14 protein-coding genes are annotated in these 14,724 nt (G+C 61.0%); 5 read left to right on the top strand and 9 right to left on the bottom strand.

Going from position 1 to position 14,724, the window contains the following annotated elements:
* The first annotated feature begins 4 nt into the window (after window positions 1-4).
* From BLU25_RS15950 to BLU25_RS15940, 3 genes are read left to right on the top strand one after another with little or no spacing between them, the layout of a single operon-like run.
* A complete protein-coding gene (locus BLU25_RS15950) occupies window positions 5-796 on the top strand; it encodes an ABC transporter ATP-binding protein (protein ID WP_169845016.1) in 792 nt (263 codons plus the stop codon).
* 1 nt (window position 797) lies between these two features.
* Window positions 798-1,736, top strand: coding sequence for an MlaD family protein (locus BLU25_RS15945; protein ID WP_016782633.1), 939 nt, complete (start codon window positions 798-800; stop codon window positions 1,734-1,736).
* Complete coding sequence (locus tag BLU25_RS15940; RefSeq protein ID WP_016782634.1) at window positions 1,733-2,359, top strand: ABC-type transport auxiliary lipoprotein family protein; 627 nt, start codon at window positions 1,733-1,735, stop codon at window positions 2,357-2,359. The genes BLU25_RS15945 and BLU25_RS15940 overlap by 4 nt, the downstream gene beginning before the upstream one ends.
* A gap of 147 nt (window positions 2,360-2,506) precedes the next feature.
* On the opposite strand, the gene BLU25_RS15935 is transcribed toward BLU25_RS15940, so the two are convergent.
* The 4 genes from BLU25_RS15935 to BLU25_RS15915 all read right to left on the bottom strand — a co-directional run bounded on the left by BLU25_RS15935 (window position 2,507) and on the right by BLU25_RS15915 (window position 8,663).
* Window positions 2,507-3,247, bottom strand: coding sequence for an SDR family oxidoreductase (locus tag BLU25_RS15935; protein ID WP_016782635.1), 741 nt, complete (start codon window positions 3,245-3,247; stop codon window positions 2,507-2,509).
* A 201-nt stretch (window positions 3,248-3,448) separates the two neighbouring features.
* A complete protein-coding gene (locus tag BLU25_RS15925) occupies window positions 3,449-6,511 on the bottom strand; it encodes an efflux RND transporter permease subunit (protein ID WP_016782636.1) in 3,063 nt (1,020 codons plus the stop codon).
* The gene (locus BLU25_RS15920; RefSeq protein WP_029611624.1) at window positions 6,508-7,575 is read right to left on the bottom strand and encodes an efflux RND transporter periplasmic adaptor subunit; all 1,068 of its coding nucleotides are present in this window, start codon (window positions 7,573-7,575) and stop codon (window positions 6,508-6,510) included. Before BLU25_RS15920 ends, BLU25_RS15925 begins: the two co-directional genes overlap by 4 nt.
* Window positions 7,572-8,663: an efflux RND transporter periplasmic adaptor subunit gene (locus tag BLU25_RS15915; RefSeq protein ID WP_016782638.1), complete on the bottom strand. Its 1,092-nt coding sequence runs from the start codon at window positions 8,661-8,663 to the stop codon at window positions 7,572-7,574. The genes BLU25_RS15920 and BLU25_RS15915 overlap by 4 nt, the downstream gene beginning before the upstream one ends.
* A 290-nt stretch (window positions 8,664-8,953) precedes the next feature.
* Here BLU25_RS15915 and BLU25_RS15910 point away from each other — a divergent pair, with 290 nt between their 5' ends.
* On the top strand, window positions 8,954-10,117 hold the full coding sequence (locus tag BLU25_RS15910; RefSeq protein WP_083369722.1) for an AAA family ATPase: 1,164 nt from the start codon (window positions 8,954-8,956) through the stop codon (window positions 10,115-10,117).
* A gap of 51 nt (window positions 10,118-10,168) precedes the next feature.
* Here BLU25_RS15910 and BLU25_RS15905 read toward each other — a convergent pair whose 3' ends face one another.
* The 3 genes from BLU25_RS15905 to BLU25_RS15895 all read right to left on the bottom strand — a co-directional run bounded on the left by BLU25_RS15905 (window position 10,169) and on the right by BLU25_RS15895 (window position 12,701).
* On the bottom strand, window positions 10,169-10,951 hold the full coding sequence (locus BLU25_RS15905) for a MetQ/NlpA family ABC transporter substrate-binding protein (protein ID WP_016782640.1): 783 nt from the start codon (window positions 10,949-10,951) through the stop codon (window positions 10,169-10,171).
* Window positions 10,952-11,173: 222 nt separating this feature from the next.
* Window positions 11,174-12,070, bottom strand: a complete 897-nt coding sequence (locus BLU25_RS15900) for a sigma 54-interacting transcriptional regulator (RefSeq protein WP_016782641.1) — start codon at window positions 12,068-12,070, stop codon at window positions 11,174-11,176.
* A 49-nt stretch (window positions 12,071-12,119) separates the two neighbouring features.
* The gene (locus BLU25_RS15895; protein WP_016782642.1) at window positions 12,120-12,701 is read right to left on the bottom strand and encodes an alpha/beta hydrolase; all 582 of its coding nucleotides are present in this window, start codon (window positions 12,699-12,701) and stop codon (window positions 12,120-12,122) included.
* 121 nt (window positions 12,702-12,822) lie between these two features.
* Between BLU25_RS15895 and BLU25_RS15890 the strand changes: the two genes are divergently transcribed.
* Complete coding sequence (locus BLU25_RS15890; protein WP_016782643.1) at window positions 12,823-13,302, top strand: Mpo1 family 2-hydroxy fatty acid dioxygenase; 480 nt, start codon at window positions 12,823-12,825, stop codon at window positions 13,300-13,302.
* Between the two features lie 100 nt (window positions 13,303-13,402).
* Here BLU25_RS15890 and BLU25_RS15885 read toward each other — a convergent pair whose 3' ends face one another.
* Both BLU25_RS15885 and BLU25_RS15880 read right to left on the bottom strand, forming a co-directional pair.
* Window positions 13,403-14,050, bottom strand: coding sequence for an HAD family hydrolase (locus tag BLU25_RS15885; protein ID WP_016782644.1), 648 nt, complete (start codon window positions 14,048-14,050; stop codon window positions 13,403-13,405).
* 23 nt (window positions 14,051-14,073) lie between these two features.
* Window positions 14,074-14,622, bottom strand: coding sequence for a gamma carbonic anhydrase family protein (locus tag BLU25_RS15880; RefSeq protein WP_016782645.1), 549 nt, complete (start codon window positions 14,620-14,622; stop codon window positions 14,074-14,076).
* Window positions 14,623-14,724 lie beyond the last annotated feature (102 nt).

Below are 14,724 nucleotides of genomic sequence, written 5' to 3'. Positions count from 1 at the left end.
GTCCCTGCGCAAGCCCGGCGAGGCAGTGATCGAGGTGCGTGACCTGTGCAACCGCTTTGGTAGCCAGACCGTGCATGAACACCTCGACCTTGATGTGTACAAAGGTGAGATTCTCGGTGTGGTCGGCGGCTCCGGTACCGGTAAATCCGTGCTGTTGCGCAGTATTGTCGGCCTGCGTCGGCCCACCGAGGGGCAAGTCCGGGTATTTGGCCAGGACTTGATGAGCCTTGATGAACAGGCACGCTCAATGGTCGAACGGCGCTTTGGCGTGCTGTTTCAGATGGGCGCGCTGTTTTCTTCGCTGACGGTGAAAGAGAACATCGCCCTGCCCCTGATCGAGCACGCAGGCCTGAGCCGCCCTGATGCCGAGCACCTGGCGTGCGTCAAGCTGGCGCTGTCGGGGCTGCCCCTGTCGGCGGCAGACAAGTACCCGTCCTCGCTGTCCGGCGGCATGGTCAAGCGCGCTGCGCTGGCCCGGGCGCTGGCGCTGGACCCGGATATCCTGTTTCTCGACGAACCCACTGCCGGGCTCGACCCGATCGGGGCGGCGGCCTTCGACCAACTGATCCTGACCCTGCGCGATGCGCTGGGCTTAAGCGTATTCCTCGTGACCCACGACCTCGACACGCTGTACACCATCACCGACCGGGTGGCGGTACTGTCGCAAAAACGGGTGCTGGTGGCGGCGCCTATCGCTGAGGTCGAAGACTACGACGACCCGTGGATTCATGACTATTTCCATGGCCCCCGTGGCCGCGCCGCATACGAAGCGGCAACCCACCTCAAGGAGCAATGACATGGAAACCCGTGCCCATCATGTATTGATCGGCCTGTTCAGCGTCCTGGTTGTCGTCGGGGCCATGCTGTTCGGCCTGTGGCTGGCCAAGGCGAGCATGGACAGCACGTTCAAGGATTACGAAGTGGTGTTCAACGAAGCCGTCAGCGGCCTGTCCAAAGGCAGCTCGGTGCAATACAACGGCATCAAGGTCGGCGACGTGATCGAACTGCGCCTGGACGACAAGGACCCGCGCCGGGTACTGGCGCGTATTCGTCTGGCGGCCAACACCCCGGTCAAGGTCGATACCAAGGCCAAGCTGGCGCTGACAGGCGTTACCGGGACTTCGATCATCCAGCTCAGTGGCGGCGACCCCAACAGCCCGCCCCTCAAGGGCAAGGACGGCAAGTTGCCGGAAATCGTGGCTTCGCCCTCACCCATTGCCCGCCTGCTCACCGATGGCAGCGACGTGATGGCCAACGTCAATATGCTGCTGCATAACGCCAATGCGTTGTTCTCCGAAGACAACGTCAATCGTGTCAGCAAGACCCTGGACAACCTTGAGCAAACCACTACGGCCATTGCCGGTCAGCGTGGCGATATCAGCCAGACGTTGAAACAGCTGGCCCAGGTTGGCAAGCAGGCCAGCGTCACGCTTGAGCAAACCAACGTGCTGATGCGCAATGCCAACGGCCTGTTGAGCACCGAAGGCAAGCAGATGTTCAACAGTGCCGAACAGGCCATGAATTCGCTGCAACAGAGCACAGCGACGATCAACAAGCTGATCAACAACAATGAGGACTCGCTCAACAGCGGCCTGCAGGGGCTGAATCAACTCGGCCCTGCGGTCAACGAACTGCGCGAAACCCTTGGCACACTGCGCTCGATCTCGCGGCGCCTGGAATCCAACCCAAGCGGTTACTTGCTGGGCCGCGAGCAGAACAAGGAATTCACCCCATGAAGCGCACCTATCGCCTGGCCGGCACCATTGTCCTTGCGGCCGGCCTGAGCCTGCTCAGCGCCTGCTCGATCCTGCCCAAACCCGAGATAGTCGACGTGTATCGGCTGCCGGCTGCGCAAGCGCCCGTGGTTGCCAGCCAGGGTGCGCCCGTGAAGTGGTCGTTGCGCCTGGAAAAACCGATGACCACCGGCGCGCTGAACAGCCAGAACATCGTGGTGGTGCCCGAGGGCAACCTGATCAGCAATTACAAGGGCGCCCGCTGGAGCGATACGGCGCCTGTGCTGCTGCGCAACCGTCTGCTTGAGGCGTTCTTGCAGGACGGGCGGATCCAGGGCTTGAGCACCGATGACAGCAACTTGCAGTCCGATTACGAGCTGGGTGGCGAGTTGCTGGCGTTCCAGACGCACTACAACGGCAAAAATCCTGAAGTGCTGATCCAGTACAACGCACGACTGGTGCGCAGCAGCGATCAGCGGGTGATTGCTTCCAAACGCTTTGAGGCGCGCCAGCCGCTGAGTAACCCGATGGTGCCAGGCGTGGTCGCAGGTTTTGGCCAGGCCAGTGATGTGCTGATGCCACAAGTGGTGCAGTGGGTGATGCAGCAGGGGCAGGCACAGCGCTAAAAGCCCAAGGCTAGAGCCAAGAGCCCCTCACCCTGACCCTCTCCCGGAGGGAGAGGGGACTAAAAGCTAAAGCACATGTGCGTAGCGCCACAGATTAGCCCCCTCTCCCTCCGGGAGAGGGTTGGGGTGAGGGCGCTTGTGCTGTGCTTACACCAACCCGCCATTGGCCCGCAAAACCTGCCCGTTGACCCAGTCCGCTGCCGGGCTCACCAGAAACGAGATGATGTTGGCGATGTCTTGTGGCTGGCCCAGTCGCTCCAGTGGCGGCATCTTGGAAAAGGTCTGGATCTGTTCCTCGGTCTTGCCGTGCAAAAACAGCTCCGTCGCTACCGGTCCCGGCGCCACGGCGTTGACCGTGATCTGCCGCCCGCGCAGTTCCTTGGCAAACACCTGGGTCAATGACTCCACCGCCGCCTTGCTGGCGATATACACCGCATAGCCCGGCAGGTTCATGCCCACCGTACTGCTTGAAAAATTGACGATGCGCCCGCCGCCGTTCAACCGCGTGGCCGCTTCGCGCAGGGTGTTGAACGTACCTTTGGTGTTGATGTTGAAGGTCTGCTCGTACAGCTCGTCGCTGTGCTGGGCCAGCGGCAGTACCTTGAGCACGCCCGCGTTGTTGATCAGCACATCGACCTTGCCCAGTTGCGCCTCGGCTTCATCGAACAGGCGCTTTACGTCGTCAGCGCTGCTCACGTCTGCCTGCACGGCAATCGCTTCATGGCCGTCTTCGCGCAGCTGCGCGACCAGCTGGGTAGCTTCGCCGGCGCTGCTGGCGTAGTTGATGACCACGGCAAACCCTTCCCCGGCCAGCTGTTTGGCAATAACGGCACCGATGCCGCGCGAGGCGCCGGTAATGATGGCGACTCTGGGTTGTGAAGAACTCATGACAACACTCCGTATTGGTTCAGGCGTGGGGCTAGGTTCACATGTGCTTTCAGGCAGATAAAGACCGGTTTCTTGATACCGGCATTCGTAAATCCACAACAATCGCCCTGCTGTGGGAGCGGGCTTGCTCGCGATGGGATCGACGCGGCGTGTCTGTCAGACCACGTCGTCCGAATCGCGAGCAAGCCCGCTTCCACAGGTTTACGCATGTTCTGGTGGCGGGTTCTTGTTCTCCTTGATCTTGTACGAAGCCACATACAGCGCTGGCAGGAACAGCAGCGTGAGCAAGGTGGCCGATAGAATGCCGCCGATCATGGCGTAGGCCATCGGCCCCCAGAACACGTCCCGGGCAATCGGGATCATGCCCAGGCTGGCGGCGGCTGCGGTCAGCAGAATCGGCCGACGACGATGCTGGGTGGCTTGCATCACGGCATGCCACGGATCAAAGCCGTCGCGTTCGTACTGGTCGATCTGGGTCACCAGGATCACCGAGTTACGCACAATGATGCCCACCAGCGCCAGAATCCCCAGGATCGCCACAAAGCCCATCGGCGTGCCGGTAGGCACCAGCGCCAGCACCACGCCAATCAGCCCCAATGGCGCGACACTCACCACCAGGAACATCTTGTGCACGCTTTGCAGCTGGATCATCAGGAAGGTGGTCATCAGGAACAGCATCAACGGCACCACCTTGGCAATCGGGCCCTGGGCCTTGGCGCTTTGCTCTACCGTGCCGCCGGTTTGCACGTTGTAGCCTTCAGGCAGATTGGCGGCGAACTTGTCGACGTCGGGCTTGAGCACCTTGACCAGATCAGTCGGCTGCATCGAGCCGCGTACCGAGGCCTTGAGCGTCAACGTGGGAATCCGGTCACGGCTCCAGACCAGCGGCTGCTCCAGCTCGTAGCGCACCGTGGCAAAGGCCAGTAGTGGGATCGAGGTGCCGCTGGGGGTGGTGATTTGCAGGTTGAGCAGGGTTTCCGGGGTACCCCGCTCGGTGTTGTTGGCCCGCCCGACGATGTTGATCAGGTAGATATTGTCTTTGACCTGGCTGACGGCGGCACCGCTGACGATGCTGTTCATCACATGGGCCACGTCCTCGGACGACAGGCCGAACTGGCGGGCCTTGTCCTGGGCGATATCGATGCGCAACACCTTGCCGGGTTCGTTCCAGTTAAAGATGGTTTCACCGACGTTGGGGTTGGCATCGAGCACGGAGGCCAGGTCAATCGAGTACTTGCGCACCAGGTCAATGTTCGGCCCGCTAACCCGGTATTGCAGCGGCTGGCCCACTGGCGGCCCCAGTTCCAGGGTATGCACGAAACTGCCGACGCCCACAAAGTCCTCGCGCAGGCGTTTGTTCAGCCGTTCGATCAGGGCGTCGCGGCTTTCCAGGCCTTTGCTGACAATCACCAACTGGGCGTAGAAGGGGTTTTGCAGTTGCTGATCGAGCGGCAGGTAGAAACGGATCGCGCCCTCACCGATGTAAGAGCTCCAGCGCACGATATCGCCATCGCCCTTGAGCGATTCTTCAAAACGCTGGGTGACCTTGAGCGTCTCCTGGATCGAGGCGTTTTGCGGCAGGTTCAGGTCCACCAAAATCTCGGGGCGGTCGGAGGCCGGGAAAAACTGGTTCTGCACCAGGCCCATGCCGAACACCGCCAGCACAAACATCAGCACTGTCGCGCCAATGGTCGTCCAGCGATAACGCATGCACCACAGCAGCGCCGTGTCGAAGGCCTGGGCCAGACGCCCGGGTTTCTCGGGCTTGGGTTTGACCTTGGCGCTGAGGATATGCACGCCCAGCACCGGCGCGAACAGCACCGCCACCACCCACGACACCAGCATGGCCACGGCAATCACCGCAAACAGGGTAAAGGTGTACTCCCCCGCCGAGCTGTTGTTCAGGCCGATGGGCACAAACCCTGCCACGGTCACCAGCGTACCGGTGAGCATCGGGAACGCCGTGGAGTGATAGGCAAAGGTGGCCGCCTGTTCCTTGGTTTCCCCCAGTTCGAGCCGCGTGATCATCATCTCCACCGTGATCATCGCATCGTCCACCAGCAGGCCCAAGGCGATGATCAGCGCACCCAGCGACACACGCTGCATGGCGATGCCGGTGAACTCCATAAACACGAACACCAGCGCCAGCACCAGCGGGATGGAGATCGCCACCACCAGCCCGGCACGCAGGCCCAGACTGATAAAGCTCACCGCCAGTACGATCACCACGGCCTCAAACAGCGCACTGGTAAAGCCGCTGACGGCCACCTCCACCACCTGTGCCTGATTGGACACCATGTGCACACCAACACCCACCGGCAACTGCGCGGTCAGGTCGTCGATGCGTTGCTGTAGCTCTTTGCCGAATTCCTGAATATTGCCGCCATCGATCATGGCGACGGCAAGGCCAATGGCCGGCTTGCCGTTGTAATGGAACATGGGCGCTGCCGGATCCACATAACCGCGGGTGATTTCAGCGATATCGGCCAGGCGATAAAAGCGATCGTTGACCCGCAGGTTCACCGCAGCCAGGTCTTCAACGCTGTGGAACTGCCCCGAGGTGCGCACCGACATGCGCTCCGGCCCGGCCTCGATCACCCCGGCGGGGGTCACGGCGTTCTGTTCCTGCAGGCTTTCAAGGATGTGCTGCTGGTCAAGGCCAAGGGCCGCCAGTTTGCGGGTCGAGAAGTCCAGGTAGAACGTTTCGTCCTGCTCGCCGATGGTCATCACCTTGCCGCGATTGGGTACATCGCGAATGCCGGTACGCACTTGCTCTACATAGTCGCGCAGCTGACGCATGGTGAAGCCGTCGCCGGTGAAGGCGAAGATGGTGCCGTAGACATCGCCGAACTCATCGTCAAACCCCGGGCCTTGAATGCCCTGGGGGAAGTCGCCGCGAATGTCGCCGATCTTTTTGCGCACCTCATACCAGATATGGGGGATGGCATCGGCCTTGGTGGTGTCCTTGAGGAACACAAACACCGTGGACTCACCGGGGCGGGTGTAGCTTTGTACATAGTCGAGGGAGTCCAGCTCTTCGAGCTTTTTCTCGATGCGGTCGGTGATTTGCAGCCGGGTCTCGTCAACCGTAGCACCGGGCCATTTGGACTGGATGACCATGGTCTTGATGGCGAAGGACGGGTCTTCAGCGCGTCCGAGATTGATGTACGAAAAAATCCCGGCGACCACCGCGACAAACATCAAATACCAGACAAATGACTGATGCTTCAGGGCCCACTCGGACAGGTTGAACTTCCCATTCATTGCGAGCTTTCCTTATCGAGTCTGACTTTCTGCCCGGGGGTGAGGCTGTACACACCTGCACTGACGACCTTGTCGCCGGTTTTGATGCCACCCGACAACAGCACGTTGCGGGCGTCGCGGCGCAGTACGCTGACGTCACGCGGGCTGACGGTTTGGGTGGCGCTGTCAATGATCCATACGCGGCTGTGGCCATCGACTTCCTGCAGGGCGGTGAGCGGCAACTGGAAGTGCTCGGCCGTCGGGCTGCTGACGGTCACGCTCACCGAACTGCCAAGGCGAAATGCTGCCGGGGTCTGGTCCAGCGTCAGGCGGGTGCGCCGGGTACGGGTGGCACTGTCGGCTTGCGGGGCGATTTCGCGCACATGGGCATGGGTGTTGATATTCGGGTCGAGCTGGCCGGCGACAAGGAACTCGATGCCCTTGGGCAGCGCCTCGGCCAGCGGGCCCGGCAGGTCGATGACCGCCTCTTTGATCTCGGGACGGGCCAGGGTGACGACTTCCTGGCCAATGCTCACCACTTGCCCGGCCTCGGCATGCCATTGGGTAATCACGGCATCATGGTCGGCGCGCAGGTTGCAGTAGCTGAGTTGGTCCTGAGCCTGATTGACCGCAGCCTGCGCCTGTTGCATCGAAGCCAGCGTGGTCTTGAGGTCGGCTTGCGCGGTGTCGAGCTGGGCCTGGGCGCCCACGCCACGGTCGAACAGCTCTTGCTGGCGGCGGGCGTTGGCTCTGGCGTTGATCAATTGCGCCTGCACCTTGGCCAGGTCGCCCTGGGCCGCACGCAGCTGGTTTTGCTGGTCGGTGGGGTCGAGGTTGGCCAGTATGTCGCCCTGTTTCACCACCGCGCCCACATCGTAATAACGCCGCACAATGCGCCCCGGAACCCGAAAGCCCAGAGTGCTTTCGTAGCGCGCTTCGATATTGCCGGCAAAACGGCCCAGATCTTGTGCCAGCTCGGGCTTGGCCACCACATACAGAGCCGGGCGCACCGGCTCGGGCGGCTGGGGTTCAGAGCAGGCCATCAGCATGGCGGCAGCCAGCGGTATCAACCATAAGCGCCTCATAGCTGCACCCCCTCGGCCGGGGCCGTGGCGATTTCAACCTTCATGCCGGGGTGTAACAACTGCCCGCCTGCGACCACGACTTTTTCTCCATCCTTGAGACCTTCGCTGACGATCACGCTGCCGGTCAGATAGCGCCCGACCTTGACCCGCTGCAGGCGCACATTGCTTTGTTCGTCGGCGATCCACACGGCGGGCTCGCTGATGTCCTTGGTCAACGCCGACCACGGCAGCTCGATGCTGCGGCTTGGCGGCGGGGTCAGGTTAACGCTGACAATCGAGCCCAGGTCCATGCCCTTGGGCAAGGCGTCGAGCTGCACCTTGATCTGCAACGTGCCGCTTTGCGCCGCAACGGTCGGTGTGATTTCACGGATCTGGCCGTTGACCTTGATCGTCGGATCGCTCAGCAGCGTGACCTGCACCGTGGGGTCTTTGGGCGGCTCGATAAACAGCGATTCATACACGTTAAACACGGCATCGCGGGCACCATCGCGGGCCAGGGTAAAAATCGGCATGGTGGCCTGCACCACCTGGCCCACTTCGGCCTGGCGCGCGGTAATCACCCCGGGTGCCTCGGCTTTCAGGTTGCTGTAGCTCAGTTGGTCACGGGCGTTGGCCAGTTGCGCCTGCGCCGCCGCCAGGGCGCTCTGTGCGCTCAGTTGCGCGGCGTTGGCAGCGTCGTATTCACTTTGGCTGGTGTAGCCTTTTGGCAGCAGCTTTTGCTGGCGCACAAACGCCGCGCGGGTTTGCACCACTTGGGCCTGTTGCGCGTTGACGCTGGCCTGGGCGGTCTCAACCTGGATCTTCAGGTCTTTGGGGTCGAGACGCGCGAGCACCTGGTTGGCCTGGATGTGGTCACCCACATCGACCGTGCGCTCGATAATCTTGCCGCCCACCCGGAATGACAACTGGGTTTCGACCCGGGCCTGGATATCACCGCTGAGCTGGATGGGCGGGGCGAATTCGCGGGTGCTCACCTGTTGCACATACACACGGGGGGACAGAGGCTCTTTGGGCCCCTCCTTGCCGCACGCGGTGAGAAGCGCTAACAGGCTCAAGCCCAAAATGCCCGTGTTCAGTGGACCAGCCATGCAAGCTCCTTTGCGTGATGCTGTTTAACATGCGGATACGACTGACAGCGTAGAACAGGGTTCAGTGTCTGTGGGACTCTATTGCCGCAGCCGAAAATCATTTGTAGCAGCTGCCGAAGGAACGAGGCTGCGTTGGCGTGGTGCGGTACTCCGACGCAGCCTTCGCAAAACCGTACACTGCGGTGTATCAGGACAATTCGGGATCAAGTATTTGCGATCGCTGCGCAATCGAACGCAGCCTCGTTCCTTCGGCAGCTGCTACGGCCCCCCATCCAGCAACGAGGTCACCCATGCTCACCACCCTGGCCGTGGCCAACTACCGCTCTATCAATCACTTGGTAGTGCCTTTGGCCAGGCTGAACCTGATCACTGGCCCCAATGGTAGTGGCAAATCCAACCTTTACCGCGCGCTGCGGTTACTGGCCGAAACCGCCCAGGGCGGCGTGGTGAATGCATTGGCGCGTGAAGGCGGGCTGAGTTCGACTTTCTGGGCGGGACCTGAGGTGATCTCCCGACGCATGAAATCGGGTGAAGTCGATGTGCATGCCAGCGTGCGCCAGGAAACCCGGCGCCTGCGTCTTGGCTTTGCCGGGGAAGACTTCAGCTACGCCATCGCCCTGGGCTTACCGATACCCGGCCGCACGCAGTTCAACCTCGACCCGCAGATCAAGCACGAAAGCATCTGGGCGGGGCCTTTTTATCGGCCGGCCAGCGAGCTGGTCGAGCGCAACGGCCCCATGATCCGCGCGCGTGACGGGCGCAACTGGCAGGTGCTGGCACAGCACACGCCGTTGTACGACAGCCTGTTCGATCAGGTTGGCAGCTTGCAGGCCTCGCCCGAGGTGTTGCAACTGCGCGAGTCGATCCGTGGCTGGCGCTTTTACGATCACTTTCGCACCGACCCCCAGGCGCCTGCGCGCCAACCGCAACTGGGTACACGCACGCCGGTGCTGCATCACGACGGCAGTGACCTGGCCGCTGCGTTGCAAACAATCCTTGAGGTCGGCAACCCCGAAGCCTTGCATGCCGCGATCAGCGATGCATTCCCTGGCGCGCGGCTGGCAATTGAATGTGTGCCCGGCGGGCATTTTTATATCGAGTTTTATCAGGAGGGCCTGCTGCGCCCGTTATCTGCCGCCGAGCTGTCAGACGGCACCTTGCGCTATCTGCTGCTGGTCGCGGCTTTGCTGACCCCGCGCCCGCCGAGCATGATGGTGCTCAACGAACCCGAAACCAGCCTGCACCCCGACTTGTTGCCCGCGCTGGCGCGGCTGATCATCAGTGCTTCGCAGCACTCACAAGTATGGGTGGTATCCCACGCCCGGCGCCTGATCGCCGCCTTGCAGCAAGACCCTGAGTGCAACTGCATCGTGCTGGAAAAAAATCTCGGCCAGACGCAAGTGGTTGGCCAACGCATGCTGGATCAGCCCGCCTGGCACTGGCCGGACAAATAAAAACGCCGACGCTGTGCAAGCCGTCGGCGTTTTCAGTGGGCTGGTGCGTGATCAGAACGCTGGCAGCACCGCGCCTTTGTATTTCTGCTCGATAAAGGCTTTCACTTCAGGGCTGGTCAGGGCCTTGGCCAGCTTCTGGATGGCCGCGCTGTCCTTGTTGTCCGGACGGGCTACCAGGAAATTCACGTATGGCGAGTCAGCCCCTTCGATGATCAGCGCGTCAGTGGCCGGGTTCAGGCCAGCTTCCAGCGCGTAGTTGGTGTTGATCATGTCCAGGTCGACCTGATCCAGCACCCGTGGCAGCAGTGCGGACTCAAGTTCTTTGAACTTGAAGTTGTGCGGGTTCTTGGCGATGTCTTTTGGCGTGGACACAGCGTTGGTCGGGTCCTTGAGTTCGATCAGACCAGCCTTTTGCAGCAGGATCAGGGCACGGCCGCTGTTGCTGCCTTCGTTAGGGATGGCGATGGTGGCGCCGTCTTTAAGCTCGGACAGGTTTTTGACTTTCTTCGAGTAACCGCCAAAAGGCTCAACGTGAACGCCGGTCACGGTCACAAGGTTAGTGCCTTTGCCTTTGTTGAAGCTTTCCAGGTAAGGCAGGGTCTGGAAGTAGTTGGCGTCCAGGTGTTTTTCGGCCACTTGCACGTTGGGTTGCACATAATCGGTGAAGACCTTGATTTCCAGATCCACGCCTTCTTTGGCGAGGGTTGGTTTGATCAGCTCAAGGATTTCAGCGTGAGGCACCGGCGTTGCGGCAACCACCAGTTTTTCGCCAGCCTGGGCCAGGCCTGCAGTCAAAGCAGCCGCCAATGCGGTAAACAACAGAACCTTTTTCATGCGATACCCTTATGTGTGTGACCGTTCGGATGACGGTTTTCCTGGAAGACGAAACGGACAATACCGAGATTCTTTATTCCCGAACAATAATATTTATTCAGCTTCTTATGCCATTTTGTTCACTTGAGTTTTTGTGGGAGCGGGCTTGCCCGCGATAGGAACGCCTTGGTGTGACAGATACACCGCGTTGCTGCCATCGCGGGCAAGCCCGCTCCCACAGGGTCAAGGCAGCAACTGCCTGATCGCCGCCAACTCCTGCGCCGTGGCGCCTTTTATAAACAACTCGATCTGGCTCAGGGCCTCAGGCAGGTTCAAGTGCTCGGGCTGGATCTCTTCGCCGGTGCTGACCAGTAATGCAAAGTGGATCACGTTCTCCAGCTCCCGGGTGTTGCCCGGCCAGCTGTGGCGCTCCAGTACCCGCTGTGCAGCGTCGCTGATAAAGGGCACGGGCAGGTTCAGGCGCTGGCTGTAAATGCCTAAAAAGTATTCGGCCAACGACAGGATATCCCCGGGCCTTTCGCGCAGCGCGGGCAAGTCCAGCCGCCCTTCGCTGAGGTAGTGATACAAGCGCTCATGGAATTTGCCTGCGCTCACGGCCTGCGCCAGATCGATGCTGGTGGCCGCCACCAGGCGCACGTCCACCGGGCTCGGTTGATGGGCGCCCACGCGGGTCACTTCGTGGGTTTCCAGAGCCGCCAGCAGCTTGGTCTGGATAGCCCACGGCAAGTCGCCGATTTCGTCCAGATACAGGGTGCCGCCATTGGCCGAGCCAAACCACCCGGCGCGGCTGCTGGCCGAACTGCTGTGGGCTCCGGCGGCATAGCCGAACAACTCGGCGTCGGCATAAGTGGGGCTGATGGCGCCGCAATTGACTGATACAAAAAGGCCGGTGCGGTCGCTGGCCCGGTGGATATGCCGGGCCAGCAGCTCTTTGCCGCTGCCGGTTTCACCCCGAATCAGCACGGGCAAGGCGCGTGGCGCGAGCAATTCCAGATCGTTGCGTAATTGGCGCGAGCGGGGGTCGACAAACACCAGTGCTTTGGCGCGAATGCTCAGCGGGCTTTTTTCCGCGTCGGGAAAGGTCAGCAGCGGCTGACCGAAGGTTTCATGCAGGCTCATGGCAGGCTCCCGCCCGCCGCCGGAGGGTGGGCGCGGGCGTTACAGGAATTCACGCGCGACGCAGGGCGCCGTGCTCGATGCGGGTTTGCAGGCGGTATAAAAAGGCGAAGCCTTGCTCCCAGCGCTGGTGTCCGGATTTCACATTGATATGCCCCGCGCCGCTGATGATGCCGATCTCGGCGCCCCATTGACGGGCAAATTCCATCGCCCGTGGCGCGCTGACCGCACCGTCGTTATCCGAGCTGACGATATGGCTTGGAAAAGGCAACGGCCGGGTCGGGATCGGCGCAAAGTTGCGCAACGCCGGTGCACAGGCCGGGCGCTCGACGTCTGCCGGGGCCACCAGCAGCGCGCCGCGTACTTGGCTTAACAGGCTTTCTGGCGCACGCTCGGCCCAATGGGCTACGGTAATGCAACCCAGGCTGTGGGCGATCAGGATCACGGGTGTGCTGTCGGCAGCAATGGCTTCGGCCAGGGCGGCGATCCAGTCCTCGCGGCGTGGCGTCAGCCAGTCGGCCTGCTCCACCCGGGTACTGTTCGGTAAGCTGTTTTGCCAGTGGGTTTGCCAATGATCGTCGGACGAACCTTGCCAGCCCGGCACTATCAAATAGCGAATCGAATCGTTGCCCATGGGTGTGCGCCTCCAGCGGTATGTGTGTTACCGAGTCAGTATAGGGACGGTTTTTAGATTCGCTAAGGAATAAGAAGCTATTTGTTTATAACTAAAAAGTAATCCTTGAGGGTTCTGCACCATGAAAAGCCTGGTCGACCATCTAAGCCAATATGCGGCTTATCACCGTGATCCTCACAATATCGCCACCCATTTCGTGGGCATCCCGCTGATCGTGATTGCCGTGGCGACGCTCTTGTCGCGGCCGCAGTGGGCGGGTGTTTCACCGGCGATGCTGGTGATGGTGGCCAGTGCGATTTTTTATTTGCGCCTGGAGTTGCGCCTGGGGTTGTTGATGACGGTGCTGCTGGCGTTGAGTGTATGGCTGGGGCACACCCTCGCGGGGTTGAGCACGATAGCCTGGCTGGCCTGGGGCATTGGGCTGTTTGTGGTGGGCTGGGTGTTCCAGTTTGTGGGGCATTACTACGAGGGGCGCAAGCCGGCGTTTATCGATGACGTGACCGGGCTGATCGTGGGGCCGCTGTTCGTGGTGGTGGAACTGGGTTTTTTGCTGGGCTGGCGCGAGGACTTGCGCCGGGAGATGGCGCTGCGCGCCGGTTAGCACCTTGTGGGAGCGGGCTTGCTCGCGATTGGGCCACCGCGGTGTGAAAGATTCACCGCGTCGCGGCCATCGCGGGCAAGCCCGCTCCCACAAGCGCAGGTCAGTGCTTGAACGCCTGATGCAACTGCGCCAGGGTTTCAAAGTGGTATTTGGGCGCGAATGAATTCAGTTCTTCAAAGCTGCCAAAACCATAACCCACCGCCGCAGCATCCATGCCGTTGTCACGCGCACCGATCAGGTCGTGCTTGCGGTCACCGATCATCAGGGTTTGCGCCGGGTCCAGCCCTTGTTCGTTGACCAGATGGGCAATCAGCTCAACCTTGTTGGTGCGGGTACCGTCCAGCTCGCTGCCGTAGATCACCTTGAAATGGCGGGCAAAATCAAAGTGGCGGGCAATTTCCCGGGCGTAGATATGCGGCTTTGAGGTCGCGATAAACAGTTGGCGACCCTGGGCCACCAGCTCTTCGAGCAGCGGTGTGACGCCTTCGAACACTTCGTTTTCATAAAGACCGGTCACGGCAAAACGCTCGCGGTAATAGCCCATCGCCTCCCACGCCCTGGCTTCGTCGAAGCCATAGCTGGCCATAAACTGCTGCAGCAGCGGCGGACCAATAAAGTGCTCAAGCTTGCTCAGGTCAGGCTCATCAATGCCCATCTTGCTCAGGCCGAACTGGATCGAGCGGGTGATCCCTTCCCGTGGGTCGGTCAGGGTGCCATCGAGGTCGAACAATACGTTTTGGTAATGCATGCAGGGCTCCAAAAAAGGGGGGCTTAAACGGGCTGGTCGTAGCCTTCGGCCAGGTGCTGATCCTTGAGTTTTACGTAGTTGCCAGCGCTGTAGGTAAAGAAGGCTTTCTCTTTTTCGGTCAGCTCGCGCACCTGTTTAACCGGGCTGCCCACATACAGGAAGCCGCTGGCCAGGCGCTTGCCCGGCGGCACCAGGCTGCCCGCACCAACGATCACGTCGTCTTCGATCACGGCGCCGTCCATCACGATGCTGCCCATGCCGATCAAAATGCGGCTTCCCACGTTACAGCCGTGCAGCATGACTTTGTGGGCGATGGTCACGTCATCGCCGATCAGCAGCGGAAAGCCATCAGGGTTAAAGGGGCCCGCGTGGGTGATGTGCAGTACGCAACCGTCCTGCACGCTGGTGCGCGCACCGATGCGGATGCGGTGCATATCGCCGCGAATCACGGTCAACGGCCAGATGGAACTGTCGGCGCCGATCTCGACATCACCGATCACCACCGCCGAGCGGTCCACGAAGGCGCGCTCGCCCAGGGTAGGTGTGTGCTGCTGGAATGGACGAATGGACACAAATAGCTTCCTTCTTTAGCCGTAATAGGGCGTTGCAATGCTGCGGTCAGCGTCGATTGTAATTAAGATGGCCCAATGTTTCTTCCAGCCAAGGTGCCAAAC

This window comes from Pseudomonas fragi (assembly GCF_900105835.1).
Lineage (GTDB): Bacteria > Pseudomonadota > Gammaproteobacteria > Pseudomonadales > Pseudomonadaceae > Aquipseudomonas > Aquipseudomonas fragi.
The sequence above is the reverse complement of the archived record's forward strand: the minus strand, read 5'-3'. Positions and strand labels throughout refer to the sequence as shown.

Excerpts from the sequence above, each read along its gene's own strand:
- BLU25_RS15945 (WP_016782633.1), top strand. The coding sequence starts at position 798 with ATGGAAACCCGTGCCCATCATGTATTGATCGGCCTGTTCAGCGTCCTG.
- BLU25_RS15940 (WP_016782634.1), top strand. The coding sequence starts at position 1,733 with ATGAAGCGCACCTATCGCCTGGCCGGCACCATTGTCCTTGCGGCCGGC.
- BLU25_RS15935 (WP_016782635.1), bottom strand. The coding sequence starts at position 3,247 with ATGAGTTCTTCACAACCCAGAGTCGCCATCATTACCGGCGCCTCGCGC.
- BLU25_RS15925 (WP_016782636.1), bottom strand. The coding sequence starts at position 6,511 with ATGAATGGGAAGTTCAACCTGTCCGAGTGGGCCCTGAAGCATCAGTCA.
- BLU25_RS15920 (WP_029611624.1), bottom strand. The coding sequence starts at position 7,575 with ATGAGGCGCTTATGGTTGATACCGCTGGCTGCCGCCATGCTGATGGCC.
- BLU25_RS15915 (WP_016782638.1), bottom strand. The coding sequence starts at position 8,663 with ATGGCTGGTCCACTGAACACGGGCATTTTGGGCTTGAGCCTGTTAGCG.
- BLU25_RS15910 (WP_083369722.1), top strand. The coding sequence starts at position 8,954 with ATGCTCACCACCCTGGCCGTGGCCAACTACCGCTCTATCAATCACTTG.
- BLU25_RS15905 (WP_016782640.1), bottom strand. The coding sequence starts at position 10,951 with ATGAAAAAGGTTCTGTTGTTTACCGCATTGGCGGCTGCTTTGACTGCA.
- BLU25_RS15900 (WP_016782641.1), bottom strand. The coding sequence starts at position 12,070 with ATGAGCCTGCATGAAACCTTCGGTCAGCCGCTGCTGACCTTTCCCGAC.
- BLU25_RS15895 (WP_016782642.1), bottom strand. The coding sequence starts at position 12,701 with ATGGGCAACGATTCGATTCGCTATTTGATAGTGCCGGGCTGGCAAGGT.
- BLU25_RS15890 (WP_016782643.1), top strand. The coding sequence starts at position 12,823 with ATGAAAAGCCTGGTCGACCATCTAAGCCAATATGCGGCTTATCACCGT.
- BLU25_RS15885 (WP_016782644.1), bottom strand. The coding sequence starts at position 14,050 with ATGCATTACCAAAACGTATTGTTCGACCTCGATGGCACCCTGACCGAC.